This window comes from Rhodanobacter humi (assembly GCF_041107455.1).
Classification (GTDB): Bacteria; Pseudomonadota; Gammaproteobacteria; order Xanthomonadales; family Rhodanobacteraceae; genus Rhodanobacter_A.
Window position 1 is genome coordinate 1,080,918 of sequence record NZ_JBGBPY010000001.1, and the last position, 17,171, is coordinate 1,098,088.

Consider the following 17,171-nt stretch of genomic DNA (forward strand, 5'->3'; position numbering starts at 1 on the left):
GATGCCGGCCCCGGCTCAGTACCGGTTGATGCCCTGCACGTGGCACTTCGCCAGCCACTTCTGCGCGGTGGCGGCGCCGGCCTCGTCGTCGGCTTCCTGGCGCAGCTGGGTGATGGTTTCCCAGTTGCGCGCGCACAGCGGCCCGAGCTTGGGGCCCAGCGTCCACGACTGCTGGGCCAGCTTCTGCGCCAACGCGTAATCACGCTGGTACACCGCCACCTCGGCGCGATCCTGCAGCAGCTCGGGCGAATCCGGGCTGTGCTTGAGCGCCTGGTCGAGCTTGGCCGCAGCCGCGTCGTAATGGCCGGCGTCGCTGTCGGCCTGGGCGGCCTGCTTCCAGGCGCTGATGCCGGGATCAGCCAGCGGCTGCACCGCGATCACGGACTGCTCGCGTTCGCCGGCGGCGCGGATCGCCGCAATCATGGCGGTGGGCGCCAGCGCGGGGCGCTTCGGCGACTCGATCGGCGCCGGCGTGGTGCAGGCCGCCAGCATGGCCGCCGCCACGGGCAGCGGCCATGCGCGCAGGAATCGACGTACGAGGAACATGCTCAGTTTCCGCTGGACAGGGAGGGAATGGCCACCGGGGCCGTGCCGGGATTGACCGGGGCGCCGCTCGACGACGACGACGCCGGGCTGCCGCCGCCGAACAGGCTCTGCCAGAAACCGCAGCCTTCGATGTCGCCGGACAGCGAGCCGGTCACCACCGGCACCTGCTTGGCGCCCGAGCACTGCTGCTCGGTAGGCTTGCCGTCGGCAGGGTTGACCCACGCCATCTGCAGGCCGTCGCCCGGCGCGGCGGACAATGGCCGGGTCGGCAGCTTGGCGAACAGGTTGCGCCACACGCGCAGCGCGCCGGTGGCGCCGAACAGGTGGGCGGGCTTGTTGTCGTCGCGGCCCATCCAGAACACGCCAAGGTGCTCGCCGGTGAAGCCGGCGAACCAGCTGTCGCGCAAGTCGTTGCTGGTGCCGGTCTTGCCCGCCACGTGCAGCGACGCCAGGCTGGAATTGCCCAGCGAGCTCGCGGTGCCGTAGGTGGCCACCTGCTGCATCGCCCAGGTCACCAGGCGCACCGCCTCCTGGTATTCGCCCTTGCCGCTCTGCACCTCATAGCGCTTGATGGTGCGGCCGTTGCCGTCCACCACGCCGCGCACGGCGAGCAGCGGCAGCGCATGGCCGTCGGAGGCGATGTACTCGTACAGCTGCGCCACCTGCAGCGGCGAGAGGTCCAGCGCGCCGATCAGCAGCGAGGGGCCGGAATTGACGTCGGTGAGGCCGAAGGACTGCAGGAACGCGCGAATCCGCGGCAAGCCCACCGCGAGACCGAGGCGGATGCTGGCGAGGTTCCACGACTTGGCCAGCGCGTCCACCATCGGCACCATGCCGTGGCTCTGGTTGTCGTCGTTGTGCGGCTCCCACAGCGTGCCGTTCTGCATGCGCATGCTGATCGGGCTGTCGTCCAGCGCGGTGGCGAGGTTCCAGCGCGAGGGATCGGTCAGCGCCACCAGATAGACGAAAGGCTTGATGGTGGAGCCGATCGGCCGCTGCGAATCCAGCGCGCGGTTGAAGCCCTGGTCGCCGGGGATCTTGCTGCCCACCACCGCCAGCACGCTGCCGTCATGCGCATCGGTGACCACGCCGGCCGCCTGCAGGTCGTCGCCGCGCTTGCCCAGGCTGTTCACCGTCTCTGTCACCGCCTGCTCGGTGTAGAGCTGGGCGGCCGGGTCCAGCGTGGTGAAGATCGACAGGTTGCCCGCGCGCAGCGTGTCCTCGTCGAAATCGCTGGTGATCTGCTGGCGCACCAGCTGCATGAAGGCGGGGAAGCGGTCATGCGGCAGCTGGCCGTTCCTGATCACGTCCAGCGGCGCGGCCTGCGCTTCCTTGGCCTGTGCGGCCGAGAGCAGGCCGGTGTCGACGAACTCCTGCAGCACCAGGTTGCGCCGCGCCAGCGCGCGCTCCGGCGAGCGGCGCGGATCGTAGTAGCTCGGCCCCTTGACCAGGCCCACCAGCATCGCGATCTCCTGCGGGCGCAGGTCGCGCAGCGGACGGCCGTAGTAGAACTCCGAGGCGGCCGCGAAACCGTGCACCGCCTGGCCGCCCTGCTGGCCGAGGAAGACCTCGTTGACGTAGGCCTCCAGGATGCGGTCCTTGCTGTAGTGCAGCTCCAGCAGCAGCGACATCAACGCCTCGTTGATCTTGCGCGTGAAGGTCTGCTGGCGGCTGAGGTAGAGGTTGCGCACCAGCTGCTGGGTGAGCGTGGAGGCGCCCTGCACGGTGCGCCCGGCACGCAGGTTCGCGAACGCGGCGCGCAGGATCCCGCCGAAGTCGATGCCGATGTTGTGCTTGAAAGTGCGGTCTTCCACCGCCTGCAGGCCGCTGACCAGCAGCGGCGGCAGGTCGGCCAGGCGCACGATGCGCCGGTCGACCTGCTGGGCGCCGTACACGGTGGCGATGCGCGCGGGGTCGAGATGGGCCAGCTCGACAGCCTTGCCGGTGGCGAGGTCGCGCACCGACGCGATCGTGCCGTTGCCCAGGCGCACCTCGATGCGCTTGGGCAACTCGCCGCCTTCCGGCCCCGCGTAGCCGCGCGAGGAAATCGTGTAGCGCGTACCCTGCTTCGCCCAACTGCCCGGCACCTGGCCGTGGCCGTCGTCGCTGTACCCGGCGAAGGTGAGCTCCAGCTGCAGCGCGGCCGGGGTCATCGGCTCGCCCGCCTCCAGCGGCAGCGGCCGCGCGAACACCCGCGTGGGCACCGCGAACACCAGGTCGTTGAAGCGCTCCTGCACGCGCTTGTTCAGCACCAGCGTGTACGGCAGCACGAAGCCGACCAGCAGGCCCAGGCAGATCCAGAACGGAATGCGCAGCCACGGCCACGCAGCACGCAGGAACGAGCGGGTTCGGGTCAGCACGGCCGATGTGGGGTCATGACGGTCATAAGCACGGGATGATAGGGCGTGCTACCCGGCGCGGATATGAACGAATGGGGCGCAATCCGGGGCGGCAGTGCCCCGCGCCGTGCCCGTGGGTCGGGATTCATCCCGACTGACCCGGCAAGTCGGGCTGAAGCCCGACCTAGGGTGGCGAAGAGCGGAAAAGCGCCGTGCCTGATTTTCCGGCGTCGCCAAGGCGACGCCGGGATCAGCCAGCCTTGTCCCCCGCCGTGTGCGCGATCCAGGCGCCGACCACGGCCGACACGTAGGGTATCGACTGCGCGGCGAGGATGAACATCCACAAGGTGCCTTCGATGTAGCGCGTGCCGTAGCCCAGCGCCATGCCCACGATGCACAGCACCAGGGCGATCGCCATCAGGAGCTCCTCGCGCACCGGCGCGAACGCGGCAAAGCTCGACCCGCCCATGCGCCGGCTCTTGGCGGTCACCACGAACGAGGTTTTCTCGCGGGTGAGGCCGTGCAGGATGCCGCGCGCGATCGCGTGGCTGAGGCCCATGCTGGCCAGCGAGGCCATCAAGGTGTCGTACCAGCTGCAGGGCACACGGGCGCGGTACAGCACGATGCCGAAGATCGCCTTGGCGAAGAAGAAGCCGATCACCGGGATCAGGAACAGCTGCATCGGCAGGCTGAAGTACTGCGGATACGCCACCATGCCGGCGGTCCAGAACAGCGCCATCAGGGTGAAGATCAGGTGCAGCGCGTCGGCGAACCAGCTGAACCAGCCGGTGAGGAAGTGGAAGCGCTGGCCGGCCGAGAGCGGCCCCTTCTGCGTCATCCACTGCCAGCGCCCTTTGAGGATCTGCATCGCGCCGAACGCCCAGCGGTAGCGCTGGCTCTTGTAGGCCTTGAAGTCGGCCGGCGTGAGGCCCTTGCCCATCAGCTCGTCGACGTAGACCAGCTCGTAACCGGCATGCATCAGGCGCAGGCCCAGCTCGGCGTCCTCGCAGATCGTCCATTCCGACCAGCCGCCGGTGCCTTCCAGCGCGCTGCGCCGGACCATGGTCATGGTGCCGTGCTGGATGATCGCGTTGCGCTCGTTCCTGTGGTGCATGCCGATGCGGAAGAAGCCGTCGAACTCCCACGCGGTCATGCGGCGGAAGCGGTTGTGCTCGAAATCGCGGTGCGCCTGCGGGCACTGCACCACGGCCACCTTGGGGTCGTGGAAGTGGCCGGTGAGGGTGGACAGCCAGTCCGGGCGCACCACGTAGTCGGCGTCGATCACCGCCACCACGTCGGCCTCGGGTGCGGTCTCCTTCAGGCCGAAGTTCAGCGCGCCGGCCTTGAAACCGGGCCAGGGCTCCAGGTGGAAGAAGCGGAAGCGCTTGCCCAGCTTCTCGCAGTAGTCCTTCACCGGGCCCCATACCGCCGGGTCCTTGGTGTTGTTGTCGATCACCAGCACTTCGTAGTTCTGGTAGTCGAGCTCGGCCAGCGAATCCAGCGTGGCGATCACCATCTCCGGCGGCTCGTTGTAGCAGGCCAGGTGGATCGATACGAACGGCTGCTTCTCCGGGATGTCCGGCCGCAGCATGCCGGCATGGCGCACCCAGCCGCGCCGCCACAACACTTCGGTGAACTCGAAGCCGTTGATCAGCAGGATGGCGAGGATCGCGATCTGCGCCGGGAACAGCAGCACCAGCATCGTCCAGTCCACCCAGCTCAGGTAGAACTGGAACGGCAGCGTGGCCGACCACACGATCAGGCCGCAGGCGAGCTGGATCAGCGCGGCGAAGAAGAAGCGCCCGGTGAGCTTGAAGCGCGCGAAGCGCCGCGCGAACCAGACCATCGGCAGCAGCGCCAGCAGGCTCGCCGCCAGCGCCTTCCACGGCCAGGCGGTGTCCTCGGTCACCGGGCCGGTGAACGGGAACTTCGGCTGGCGATCGGCGTTGAACATGCCCCAGTACGCCTCGGTGCGGCCCGAGAGCTGCTCCTTCCACGGCTGGTCGAACGCCTCCATCACGTAGTAGTCCAGGTGCAGCTGCTTGGCCACGTTGAACCACTGGCGCAGGAAGATCGCCTCGTCGGACACCGACGGATAGGCGTATTCGTGGCGGTCGCCGTTCGACGGCCAGCCGATCTCGCCGATCACGATGTGCTTGTTCGGGAACAGCCGCTGCAGGTTCTCGTAGCTGCCCAGCGCGGCACCGATCGCGTCCTTGCGCGGGATGCCGTTCCAGTACGGGAACAGGTGCACGGTGATGAAGTCCACGTGCTCGGCCAGTTCGGGATACTTCACCCAGATGTAGTCCGGCTCGGCGGTGGACACCGGCTGGTGCAGCGCGGCGCGCACCCGGTCCAGGTAGGCCATCAGCTGCTCGGGGGGAATGTCGTTGCGGAACAGCACCTCGTTGCCCACCAGCACCCGGTTGATGGTGCCGGGGTAGCGCCGCGCCTGCGCGATCAGCGCGGCGATTTCCTTGTCGTTGTTGTCCAGCCGCGTGTCGATCCACGCGCCGGCCAGCACCTTCAGCCCCTCGCGCTCGGCCAGCCGCGGGATCTGCGGGTTCTGCAGCATCGAGTAGGTGCGGATGTTCGAGCTGTAGCCGCGCAGCAGGCGGAGGTCGCCGTCAAGCTGCTCGTCGCTGGGGAAATCGTTCTTCAGCGGGCTCTGGTAGCGCTGGAACGCCGACAACGCAAAACCACCGATCGGGCCGTGCCAATCCTCGGGGCCGTGCGGGCGGTTGCTCCACCACCACAGGCCGATGTTCAGCGCGGCCACCACCAGGGCCAGCACGACAGCGGCAAACAGCGAAGGACGGCGGTGAAGATTGGAAGGGTCGGCGCTCAAGAAAGTCCCCGTGGGTGCCTCTCCAGAGGCGGGCCAAGCCTCGTGAGCTTAACCAATGCACGGCGGCGGCCTCAATAAATACCGGCCACGGCGGTCAGCGCAAGCTCAGGCCAGGCCTCGGGTGGCGAGCTGCTCCGTCCGGAAACGCCTCGCCGGGGATCAGGCGCGCACGGCCGAAATGCGCAGCGTCCAGGCAGGCGAACCCGCCAGTTGCCGGCGCACGGCCTCCGGCAAGTCGACGTGGACGCCATCGTCGTGCTGCTGCCACGTCAGTTCGCCACCCGCGCCCAGCACCTGCAGGCGCGCGCCCGGCGCCGGCTTGAACGCGCGCAGCACGACGCTGGCCGGCGGCCCCTGTTCGCCCTCGTCGGCAAGCCAGATCGCGTTGACGCTGCCGTCCTTGCCCTGAGTGAAGCGGAACCGGCCCTCGCTGTAGGGCGCGATGACCCGGCTGCCGTGGATGGCCGAACCGTTGACCTGCATCCATGCGCCGATCGCGCGCAGGCGCTCCAGCGCCACCGCGGGCAACTCGCCGTCGGGCTGCGGGCCGACGCCCAGCAGCAGATTGCCGCCCTTGGCCACGATGCCGACCAGGGTGTGCACCAGTTCGCGCGGCGACTTGTAGGTGTCGTGCGGGTTCCACGACCACGAGCCGCCCATCGTCATGCAGGTTTCCCACGGATACGGCAGCGGCTGGTCCGGCACGGCCTGCTCGGGCGTGCGGTAGTTCTCGTACGGACCGCTGACGTCGCGGTCGACCAGCACGATGCCCGGCTGGTTGCGGCGCGCGATCGCGGCCAGCCCCGGCATGTCGATGTCCTGCGCCCACGGCACTTCCATGCCATGGGCCTTGGCGTCGGGGTGCTCGTGCGCGTTCACCCAGCCGGCATCCAGCCACATCAGGTCGATGCCGCCGTACTGCGTGGTGAGTTCGTTGATCTGCGCGTGGGTGAAAGCTACGAAGCGTTTCCACAGATCCGGGTACTTGCGCACGTCGTAATTGTTGTTGCGGTCCGGCGTGGCCCACAGCGGCGACCAGTAGTCCGGATGGTGCCAGTCGGCCTTGGAGAAATACGCGCCGATGCCGAAATCGCGCCGACGGAACGCATCGAACACCGCCTTGGCGATGTTCGCGCGCGGGTTCGCGTGGTACGGCACATCGGGCGCGGTGACGCGGTAACCGGTCTGCGCCGTGTCGAACATGCAGAAGCCGTCGTGATGCTTGGTGGTGAACACCAGGTAGCGCATGCCGGCGGCGTGCGCGGCCTCCGCCCACTGCGCCGGATCGAACTTCACCGGGTTGAACTGCGTGCGCAACTGCTCGTAGCGCCGCTTCCACTCCACGTACCGCACGCCACCAGGACGCTTGATCCAGTCCTCCGAGCACAGCGTCCACGACTCGACGATACCCAGCACGCTGTAGAGGCCCCAGTGCAGGATGAGGCCGAATTTCCAGTCCGACCATTGCGCCAGCTTCTTCTGCACCAGCGGATCGGTGACCGGCACGTATCCGTCGCCCACGGGCTTGGCATGTTCCTGCTGCGCGACCTGCGCCGCGTCCTTGGCCTGCTCATGGCCGAAGCCCTTGCCGAAGGGCGACAGCAGGGCCAGCGCTCCGGCCCCTTGCAGCATGCGGCGACGGGTGACCATGGGCAATTCCTCACGATTGCAGACAGGCTCCAAGTCTTGCACAGGCTCCACGCGGACGGCGGCCCCTGCCAACGGTCATGCTTGACGCCAGTCCAAGTGTATTGTTGTATTGATACACATGGATGCCTCCCTGCTCACGATCCAGCCCACTGCGCCTGAGCCGATCTACCGGCAGATCGTGGAGCAGCTGCGCCGCCTGATCGCCGGCGGCCAACTCACCGCGGGCGAGCTGCTGCCTTCCGTACGCGACGTGGCGGGCTTCCACGCGATCAACCCGATGACGGTGTCGCGCGCCTACGGCCTGGCCGAGGCGGAAGGCCTGCTGGAACGCCTGCGCGGCAAGGGCATGGCCGTGGCTGCCACGCGCCGCGCCAGCCAGAGCGAGAACCAGCGCCTCGCCCTGCTCGAACCGCAGCTGCTGGAACTCGCCCGCCATGCGCGCGAACTGGAACTGTCGGCCGAACCGGTATTGCGGCGGCTGACCAGGTTGCTGGACGACTGACATTCAACGCATCACCACGGAACCGGGGAAGATCATGAACGCCATACTGAAGGAAACCGCCAGCACCATCGCGCCGCTCACCGCGCGCGGCCTCACCCACTGCTATGAAGGCAGCAACGTGCTGCGCGGCGTCGATCTCGCGCTGGAGCCCGGCAGCGTGCTGGGCCTGATCGGGCGCAACGGCGCAGGCAAGTCCACCCTGATCCGCGCCATGCTGGGCCTGCTCGAACCCCTGTCCGGCGAGGCACGTGTATTCGGCGAGCCGGCGCTGAAACTTTCCGATGACGCCAAGGCCCGCCTCGCCTACGTGCCGCAACAGCCCGAGGCGCTGGCCTGGCTCACCGCGCAACAGATGCTGGATTACGTGGGCCGCTTCTACCCGCGCTGGGACGCCGACTTCGCGCACAGGACGCTGGAGCGCTGGAAGCTCCAGCCGAACAAGCTGCTGGCCAAGCTCTCGCCCGGCGAACGCCAGCGCGTGGACCTGATCCGCGCGCTCGCCTCGCAGCCCGAACTGCTGGTGCTGGATGAACCGGCCGCCGCGCTCGACCCGGTGGCCCGCCGCGAACTGCTGCGCGAGGTGGCGCTGCGCGCGGGCGAGAGCGGCACCACGGTGCTGTTCTCCACGCATATCGTCTCGGACCTGGAACGCGTGGCCTCGGAAATCGCCTTCCTGCACGAAGGCCGGCTGATCCTGCGCTGCGGCGTGGACGACACCAAGGAACGCTACGCGCGGCTGTGGCTGCCCGCAGCGAAGAGCGCCGCCGCGCCCACCCAGGCGCTGAGCCGTCGCCGCCATGAGGACGGCAGCTTGAGCCTGGTGGTGGAACGCGACGCGCAAGACCACTGGCCCGAAGCCGCCAGCCTGCTTGGTGCCCGCATCGATGCGCTGGGGCTGGAAGACTTGTTCGTGGAGATCGCGGAATGAAACTCGCGCGCCTGTTGGCCTTGCCGTGGATGGCGCTGTCCAGGCCATGGCGCAAGGGGATCGGCATCTGCTTCGCCATCCTGCTCGCCGTGGTGGCGATCAGCGGCATGATCGCTCGCCAGCGCTCGACCTGGCTGTTCCATATCGGACACGCCATGGCCTTCATCGATTGTATCTTCTGGGCCGGCGTGCTGTCGCAATCGCTGCTGCTGGCGCGCGAGGCCCATCGCCTGCGCCTGCCTGTATTGGACCGCGAGGTCACCGCAAGCCTGACCCTGTATGCCTTGCTCACCATCGCCCTGCCCGCGCTGTTGCTGGCATGGCTGGGCGGCAATGTCGCCGTGACGTTGACCGAAATCGGGATGGGTGCCGGCCTCGGCATGGCCTACGCCACCTTGCCGCCGTACCTCGGCATCATCGTTTGCTTCACCCCGATGTTGAGCGACCATGCGGGGCCGTGGCTGCCCATGCCTTCGGCCTCGCCTGATCGCTTTCTCGCATGGGCCGTGCCCTGCGCGGTCCTGCTGTGGCTGCTGATCGGTGGTTTCTGGCGCAGCGCCGTGCGACGCGATTTCGGCCTGAGCGGCGCGCGCAAGCCGATCATGCTCAACCTGCGCACGCTGGCGTGGTACGGCCGCTGCCGCGGCAGCTACCTGGAGGTCCAGCAGATCCGCCGACGCTGGCGCTGGGCGCAGCCCGTGGCCGACTTGCGCCATTGCGGCCCGGATCGCCCCATGTACAGCCTGCGCATCGCGATGGGTGGCTGGAGCATGCCGCAGACATCCACCAGTCGATGGCGGCAACTTGGCATCCTGCTCGCCAGCATGCTCCTGCCCATCTTCGTCATGGCGGTGGCCTCGCACGGCGACGACGTCTTGCGCAGCATTTTCGACAACGCCAACGTACTGGTCTTCGCGCTGTGCATCGTGGGTGCGGTACTGGCGCTGGCCCAGGTGCAGACGCTGCAGCGCCGCTGGAGCCGCCACAACGCGGAATTGCCGCTGCTGGCCTTGCTGCCGGGACTGGGCGACGCCATGCGTATCAAGCGTGAATTGCTGCTTGCCAACCTGCTTCCCACGCTCGGCGTGCAGGCGTTGCTGATACTGGCCATGCTCGGACTCGCCGCCAGCCTGCATCTGGATGCCGGCTCCGACATCATGTTGCTGCTGGGCCAGCTCACCGGCATGGGTATGCTGACAACCCTGGCTCTGGTCACGCTGGGCGGCGTGCATGTCCGCGATGGCTGGCTGATGGTGCTGTGCACCTGTGGCTACCTGCTCGTCAACATCAGCGTCGTCCTCGCGCTGCCGATGGTCGACAACCAGCCATTCATACACCAGCCCGCCGTTGCATGGGCCGCCGCCATTGCATGGGCGGGATTGTTCGTGCCACTGCTGCGACTTGGCGTGCTCGGCTGGCATCGCCTGCGAAACAGGCCGCATCCGTTCCTGCCGGTGGCTTGAGCCATGACCAAGACGAACCCGTACTCAGGCGTGTCTCCGTTCACCATCTTCATCACGCCGTGGCGCACCGTGCACCGCTCGTTGCGCTGGCTGGGTGGCGTATTCAGTCTGTTGCTATGCGTGGCCGCCATGGGCGTCGCCTTCACCGTGGGCGGCGCGCACGGCTGGCATTTCGGGCTGGCGCTCTACGCCTTCGGAGCGGGATATTTCTGGATGACGGTGATGGCGTGCCTGCTGCTGGTGGACATCGACGCGCGGCGCATGCGCTTGCCCGGCATCGGGCGGTCCATCGCGGGAAGTTTGCTGCTGTACGGCCTCGCCTCGATGGCCTTGCCGCTGGCGCTCTTCGTGCCGATGGGTGGCGATGCCACCACCATTGCGCTGGTGGCGGCGCTGGCGGCGAGCATCGGCCTGGCCTCACCTTTGCTGCCGCGCTACTTCACCATGGTGCTCGGCTTCCTGCCGGCGCTGGCCATTGGTGCGCGGCATCTTGTGCACATTCCATTTCCCGGCCAATCGGGTTTCATTCCACCGGGCTTGGTGATACTCGCCGTGCTGGTGACGGTGTGCGCGATCCGCTGGCGGCAACTGCTGCACGCCGAAACGACCGCAGAGACGGGCATGGGCAGTGCGATGGTGATGCAGTACCGCCGCAACGGCGCGATGGCTGGGAGCTACGGCGTGCTGGGCGCAGCCTGGGGCAACACGCTGCGGCATGACGATGCCGCAGCGGCCCGCCTGCGACAGGGCAGGGCCGCGCCATCGGTGCGCCTCGATGGCGTCGGCCCGAACTCGCCGGTGCTCGCGCTGCGCGTGGCGCTGGGCGAAGGCTATGCGCCGCAGAACCTGCGTGGTCACTGGCGGCGCTTCGCCCGCCTCGGCCTGCCCCTGCTGCTGTTCATCCCGCTCATGGCGGTCATGCAGGCCGGCGAGGCGCATGGCGACGTGCTGCGCGAGCTGATGCTTGGCGTGGGCGTCAACGTGGTGGGCTGGCTGGGTGTGATGGGCAGCTTGGCGCTGATGGCGATGGGTAGCCTGCTGCCCTGGGCGCGCTGGCACCGCGCGAATGCCGAACTGCCCCTGCTCGCCCTGCTGCCTGGCCTGGGCGAGGCCGCCCCGCTGCGCCGCCACCTGTTGCGCGCGGCGCTGGGCCGGCCGCTTGGGCTGCAGGCCCTGCTGCTGGCGTTGGTGCTGGGCGCGGCGCTCGCCATGCATACCGGCCCGCTGATGTTGTTGTTCGTGGCGCTGGCCCAGTTGGGCTGCGCCGCCACCGTCGTTGCGCTGGTGCTGGGCGTGTTCGGCGGCTCGCCGCTACCGGGCTGGGGACTGGCCGTGCTGATGACCGGCATGGGCCTGCTCGTATCCGCAAGCACTTTCGTGCCGATGTTCACCACACTGGGACGCCACCCGCAGCCGCTGGGCGAAGGCATCGTCGCAGGACTGGCCATCGCGTGGGCCGGCGCTGCCACGCTGCTGCTGTGGCTGGGGCGACGCGGCTGGCTGGGCATGCAGCAGCGGCCGCATCCGTTTCTGGTGAATTGAGGAGGAAGTCATGAGCCCTATCCTGGCCATCGTGAGCGGCGCTGTATCGTGCGTGCTGGCCGCGTTGCTGGCAGCCGCGCTGATCACCGGTCTGCGCTGGCTGGCACGTCGCCATGGCGGCCGGCACGGTGAGCGCCTGCTACACGGCATCTGCTTCGCCTTGATCGGCGCGCTGCTGGGCGCAGGCTTGCCCTTGCTGTGGCCTGCGCTGGCAGCCTGGCACGCACTGGTGCTCGGAGCCAGCCTCGGCCTCGTCTGGGCCGCGATGCAGCCGGGCATGCCAAGCCGCCAGCGCGCAGCCGACACCACCGACGCAGGCAACGCCCCATGAGATTCATCACCGTCAGGCAACTGCAGCAAGAGTTCGGCATGCCGGTTCTCGAGGCATCCACCCTCATCGCGTCGCAGCGCAGTACGGCATCCAGACGCCACCGCCTGCTGCGGTTGGCGACGACGGCGTGCGTGCTGGCGTCGGGTGCGTCAATCATTGCCGACCTGCACTGGCCGACAGCCATGGTCGAAGCGCTCTGGCTGGCGGGGCTGGTGCTGGTCTTCCTGACGCTATACCTCATTCACCGTGATGCGCGTGCGCCGATACTCGCGGCAGCACGCGCATGGCGCGACGGCGCGACGAGCAAACCCGACGAATGATTTCACCTCGGGACGCGAGGCCCGCGTCCGCCTTCTCGAACGATCCAAGGAAGCACGATGAAGAAGCGAGTACTGCGACTGGCCGCCGCGATCGGCCTGGCCCTGGCCACCGGCGGCGCGTTCGCTGCCACCAACGACTCCGACGTCACCCGCGCCACGCTGGACAACGGCCTGCGCGTGGTGATCGTGCGCGACACGCTGGCGCCGGTCGTCACCACGGAGATGAACTACCTCGCGGGCTCCGACGAGGTGCCTGCGGGCTTCCCCGGCACCGCGCACGCGGTGGAGCACATGATGTTCCGCGGCAGTCCGGGCCTGTCGAAGGACCAGCTCGCGGCGATCGCGGCGAACATGGGCGGCGCGTTCAACGCCGACACCACGCAAAGCGTGACGCAATACTACTTCGTGGCGCCCACGCAGGACCTGGATGTGGCGCTGCACGTGCAGGCGCTGCGCATGCGCGGCGTGGACATGAGCGCCAAGGAATGGGACAAGGAGCGCGGCGCGATCGAGCAGGAAGTCTCGCGCGACCTCTCCAGCCCCGACTTCAAGTTCTACACGCAGATGCTGGAACAGATGTTCTCCGGCACGCCGTACGCGCACACGCCGCTGGGCACGCGCCCCTCGTTCGACAAGACCACGGCGGCGATGCTGAAGGACTTCCACGACACCTGGTACGCGCCGAACAACGCGATCCTGGTGATCGCCGGTGATGTCGATCCCGCCGCCACGCTGGCGAAGGTGAAGCAGGAATTCGGTGGCATCGCGAAGAAGACGCTGCCCGCGCGGCCGGCGTTCGCGTTCAAGCCGGTGCAGGCGAAGACGGTGCAGCTGCCCACCGACAATCCCTACGGCTCGGTCTATCTGGGCTACCGCATGCCCGGCCTCACCTCGAAGGATTACGCCACCGCGCTGGTCATGAGCCAGGCGCTGGGCTCGCAGCGCGCCGCGCTGGCCGGCATGGGCTTCGACGGCACCGCGCTGTACGGCGGCTTCTTCGACCAGGGCATGCCGCAGGCCGGCGTGGGCATGGCGGTGGGCGTCTTCCCCAAGGGCGGCGATCCCGCGCCGATCCTGAAGAAGATGCAGGCGATCCTCGCCGACGCGGCGAGCAAGGGCATCGACCCCGCGCTGGTCGACGCGGCCAAGCGCAAGGCGATCGCCGACCTGGAGTTCAAGAAGAATTCGGTGGACGGCCTCGCCAACGCGTGGTCGCACGCGCTTGCGTTCCAGGACGCCGAATCGCCCGACGCGATCAAGGCCGCGATCGAGGCGGTGACGCCTGCCGCGGTGGATGCGCTGGCGAAGCAGACCTTCGACCACGCGCATGCGATCACCGCAATCCTCACCCCGGAAAGCTCGGGCAAGCCGGTGGCGGGCAAGGGCTTCGGCGGCGCCGAGAGCTTCGCTTCGACACCCGACAAGCCGGTGCAGCTGCCGGCCTGGGCCGAGCAGGCGTTCGCGAAGCTCGAAGTGCCGAAGTCCTCACTGCAGCCCGTCGCCTACACCTTGCCGAACGGCCTCAAGCTGATCGTGCAGCCGGAAACGATCAGCGACACGGTGGAACTCTACGGCGCCGTCCAGACCAACCAGGACCTGCAGGCGCCCAAGGGCGAGGAAGGCGTGGCCGACGTGCTGGAAGGCCTGTTTCCGTTCGGCACCGAACACCTGGACCGGCTCGCGTTCCAGCAGGCGCTGGATGCGATCAGCGCGCACGAGAGCGCCGGCGCCAGCTTCTCGCTGGCGGTGCCGTCCGCGCACTTCGCCGAGGGCGTGAAGCTGCTCGCCGACAACGAACTGCGTCCCGCCCTGCCCGCGCAGGCCTTCTCGGTGGTGCAGCGGCAAGTCGCAGGTGCGGCGGCCGGCATCTTGCAGTCGCCCGGCTTCCTGTTCGAGCAGGGGCTGGACAAGGCGCTGCTGCCGGCCAATGATCCCGCACTGCGCCATCCCACGCCGCAGAACGTGATGGCGCTGACCTTGGACAAGGTAAAGGCGTATTACGCGCAGACCTTCCGCCCCGACCTGACCATCATCGTGGTGGTCGGCAAGGTCGATCCGGCGCAGGCAAAGAACGTGATCGAGCAGGCCTTCGGCGACTGGAAGGCACAAGGGCCGAAGCCCGATACCAACTACGCCGCCGTACCCGCGAACAAACCCGGCAAGCTGCACGTGCCCGACGCCAGCGCGGTGCAGGACAGCGTGGACATGGCGCAGACCATCGCCATCACCTTCGATAACCCGGACCGTTTCGCGATCAACCTTGGCAACCAGGTGCTGGGCGGCGGCTTCTACGCCTCGCGGCTCACCCGCGACCTGCGCGAGAAGCACGGCCTGGTCTACACCGTGGGCGTGGGTCTGGATGCACGCAAGCACCGCGGCAGTTACAAGGTGTTCTTCGGCTGCGATCCCGACAAGGTGGGCGCCGCCAGCGCGCTGGTGGTGCAGAACCTCAGGCAGATGCAGCAGCAGCCGGTGACCGACACCGAGCTGAAGCAGGCCAAGGGCATCCTGCTGCGGCGCATCCCGCTGGGCGAATCCAGCTTCGGCGCAATCGGCGGCCAGTTGCTCACGCTGTCGCAGGAAGGCAAGCCGCTGGATGCGATGACCATCGCCGGCCAGCACTACCTGCAGCTGACCGCGCCCGAGGTGCAGCAGGCGTTCGCGAAATACCTGCGGCCGGATGGACTGGTCACCGCGGTGAAGGGGCCGGCGCCGAAGGGCTGACCCTTTCTGATGACGTGGGTCGGGATTTGTCCCGACTCCTCATGCACGGTCGGGATGAATCTCGACCCACGGGGATGGCTGACGCAGGTCGGGATTCATCCCGACCCGCGAGGCTGACGGCACGGTGCGGCGCAGCGCTGCAGCCGGGTCACCAGCTGCATCTGGCTGTGCATCAGCGTCTTCTCGAACACGTGCTTGAGGTGGTTGCGGGCGGTGCCCTCGCCCAAGCGCAGCAGGCGGGCGCAGTCGCGCAGCGGATGGCCTTCGGCCAGCAGACCGGCCAGTGCGGCTTCGCGCGGAGTCAGTCCGAACGCCTCGGCGATCGCCTCACGGGACATCGAGAGGCGACCATCGGGGACGGTGATGAAGATCGCCACCCACGACGGTGGCCGGGAAGTCAGCGAGCTGAGATTGAGCAGCAGCGGCAACCGCGCCGAAGGGCGCGGCAGCGCGAGCCGCATCCGGCCTCGCAGCAGCCTGCCGTCGTCCGGCAGGCCACATCCGGCCAGCGCCACGGCACGGCGCAGGCGCTGCGTGTCGCCGGCGGTGGCGGCGTGCAAGCCGCCGGGTCGCACGACCAGGCCGTCGTGTTCCGCCAGGATCGCGCGCGCCTGCCGATTCAGGTAACGGGGACGCGCTGCCGCGTCGACGAGGATCACGCCGGTCACCAGTCGGTCGAGCACCTGCTGCAGGACGGTGGCGGGAATCGCTGGCACGGAAAAATCCGGCGCATCGAACGGCGATGCGGGAATTTCCCAGGCAACCAGCTGTTGCGGGCGCTTGCCCATGATGACTTCGCGGCCACCGCTGCCCTCATTCGCCCCATCCCGTTTGGGACAGGCTGCGGCACGAACGACGGCGTAAACAGGGCATTCATCCTACTCCGCTGCCGCCGTGGCGGCAGCGATCCGGAGCGGTCCCATGGCTGTCGATACAGAGCGTTTGCATGCCTTTCTGGGCAAGGCGGTCGGCGATCTCGGGGCGGCGATCAGCGCCAGCCTGATCCTGATCGGTGACGAACTCGGTTTCTACAAGGCGCTGGCCGCCGGACCACTTGCCGCGGCCGAACTGGCGAAGCGCACCGGCACCGCCGAGCGCTACGTGCGCGAGTGGCTGGGCAACCAGGCCGCCGGCGGTTACGTCGAATACGACGCCGCGAACGACAAGTACGGCCTCAATGAGGAACAGGCGCTGTGCCTGGCCGACCCGAACGGACCGGCCGACCTGCCGGGGGCGTACGAACTCGTCGAGGCGGTATTCCATGCCAAGTCGCGCACGCTGGAACATTTCCGCAACGGCGAGGGTATGGAGTGGGGCGAGCACCATCCCTGCCTGTTCCGCGGCTGCGAACGTTTCTTCCGCGGCGGCTACAACGCGAACCTGGTCGGCAGCTGGCTGCCGGCACTCGATGGTGTGATGGACAAGCTCGGCAAGGGCGGCCGCGCGGCCGACATCGGCTGCGGCCACGGCGCCAGCACGGTGCTGATGGCGAAGTCGTTCCCGCATTCGAGCTTCGTCGGCTACGACTACCACGCGCCCTCGATCGACGTGGCGCGCGACCGCGCCAAGGCGGCGGGCGTGGCAAACGCCTCGTTCGAAGTAGCCGATGCCACGAGCTACCCGGGCCGGGACTACGACCTGATCACCTTCTTCGACTGCCTGCACGACATGGGCGACCCGGTGGGCGCGGCCAGGCACGCGCGGCAGGCTCTGAAGGACGATGGCAACTGCATGCTGGTGGAGCCGTTCGCGGGCGACCGCGTGCAGGACAACCTCAACCCGGTCGGGCGCGTGTACTACGGCGCCTCCTCGCAGATCTGCGTGCCGGTCTCGCTGGCCCGCAAGGGGCCGGCGCTGGGCGCGCAGGCCGGCGAGGCGCGCCTGCGCGCGGTGATGGTCGACGGCGGCGGCTTCCGCCGCTTCCGCCGCGCCACCGAGACGCCATTCAACATCGTGCTGGAGGCGCGGCCGTAGCCGC

13 protein-coding genes are annotated in these 17,171 nt (G+C 68.3%); 8 read left to right on the forward strand and 5 right to left on the reverse strand.

All coding sequences use genetic code 11. The features are described from left to right. Positions 1-15: 15 nt before the first annotated feature. From AB7878_RS05010 to AB7878_RS05025, 4 genes are all read right to left on the reverse strand, one after another. Positions 16-546, reverse strand: a complete 531-nt coding sequence (locus AB7878_RS05010; protein ID WP_369493300.1) for a tetratricopeptide repeat protein — start codon at positions 544-546, stop codon at positions 16-18. A gap of 2 nt (positions 547-548) precedes the next feature. Continuing rightward, on the reverse strand, positions 549-2,906 hold the full coding sequence (gene mrcB / locus AB7878_RS05015) for a penicillin-binding protein 1B (RefSeq protein WP_369493301.1): 2,358 nt from the start codon (positions 2,904-2,906) through the stop codon (positions 549-551). A gap of 229 nt (positions 2,907-3,135) precedes the next feature. Then, complete coding sequence (locus AB7878_RS05020; RefSeq protein WP_369493302.1) at positions 3,136-5,733, reverse strand: glycosyltransferase family 2 protein; 2,598 nt, start codon at positions 5,731-5,733, stop codon at positions 3,136-3,138. Between the two features lie 159 nt (positions 5,734-5,892). Beyond that, the gene (locus AB7878_RS05025; protein WP_369493303.1) at positions 5,893-7,383 is read right to left on the reverse strand and encodes an alpha-L-fucosidase; all 1,491 of its coding nucleotides are present in this window, start codon (positions 7,381-7,383) and stop codon (positions 5,893-5,895) included. Positions 7,384-7,501: 118 nt separating this feature from the next. On the opposite strand from AB7878_RS05025, the gene AB7878_RS05030 reads away from it, so the two are divergent. Genes AB7878_RS05030 through AB7878_RS05060 form a run of 7 tightly spaced genes read left to right on the forward strand, consistent with a single transcriptional unit; the run spans position 7,502 to position 15,193 of the window. After that, positions 7,502-7,885, forward strand: coding sequence for a GntR family transcriptional regulator (locus AB7878_RS05030; protein ID WP_369493304.1), 384 nt, complete (start codon positions 7,502-7,504; stop codon positions 7,883-7,885). 34 nt (positions 7,886-7,919) lie between these two features. Continuing rightward, positions 7,920-8,813: an ABC transporter ATP-binding protein gene (locus AB7878_RS05035; protein ID WP_369493305.1), complete on the forward strand. Its 894-nt coding sequence runs from the start codon at positions 7,920-7,922 to the stop codon at positions 8,811-8,813. Then, positions 8,810-10,276, forward strand: coding sequence for a hypothetical protein (locus tag AB7878_RS05040; RefSeq protein WP_369493306.1), 1,467 nt, complete (start codon positions 8,810-8,812; stop codon positions 10,274-10,276). The genes AB7878_RS05035 and AB7878_RS05040 overlap by 4 nt, the downstream gene beginning before the upstream one ends. Positions 10,277-10,279: 3 nt before the next feature. Further along, positions 10,280-11,818 (forward strand): hypothetical protein, encoded by a 1,539-nt coding sequence (locus tag AB7878_RS05045; RefSeq protein ID WP_369493307.1) that lies wholly within the window; start codon positions 10,280-10,282, stop codon positions 11,816-11,818. A gap of 10 nt (positions 11,819-11,828) precedes the next feature. Then, positions 11,829-12,149 carry a hypothetical protein gene (locus AB7878_RS05050; protein ID WP_369493308.1) on the forward strand — a complete coding sequence of 107 codons (321 nt, stop codon included), beginning with the start codon at positions 11,829-11,831 and terminating at the stop codon, positions 12,147-12,149. Beyond that, entirely contained in the window at positions 12,146-12,469 is a 324-nt protein-coding gene (locus AB7878_RS05055; protein ID WP_369493309.1) for a hypothetical protein, read from the forward strand. The genes AB7878_RS05050 and AB7878_RS05055 overlap by 4 nt, the downstream gene beginning before the upstream one ends. Positions 12,470-12,526: 57 nt before the next feature. Then, positions 12,527-15,193 (forward strand): M16 family metallopeptidase, encoded by a 2,667-nt coding sequence (locus tag AB7878_RS05060; protein WP_369493310.1) that lies wholly within the window; start codon positions 12,527-12,529, stop codon positions 15,191-15,193. A 95-nt stretch (positions 15,194-15,288) separates the two neighbouring features. Here AB7878_RS05060 and AB7878_RS05065 read toward each other — a convergent pair whose 3' ends face one another. Beyond that, positions 15,289-15,981: a helix-turn-helix transcriptional regulator gene (locus tag AB7878_RS05065; protein WP_369493311.1), complete on the reverse strand. Its 693-nt coding sequence runs from the start codon at positions 15,979-15,981 to the stop codon at positions 15,289-15,291. Between the two features lie 133 nt (positions 15,982-16,114). Between AB7878_RS05065 and AB7878_RS05070 the strand changes: the two genes are divergently transcribed. Further along, positions 16,115-17,167 (forward strand): class I SAM-dependent methyltransferase, encoded by a 1,053-nt coding sequence (locus AB7878_RS05070; RefSeq protein WP_369493312.1) that lies wholly within the window; start codon positions 16,115-16,117, stop codon positions 17,165-17,167. Positions 17,168-17,171 lie beyond the last annotated feature (4 nt).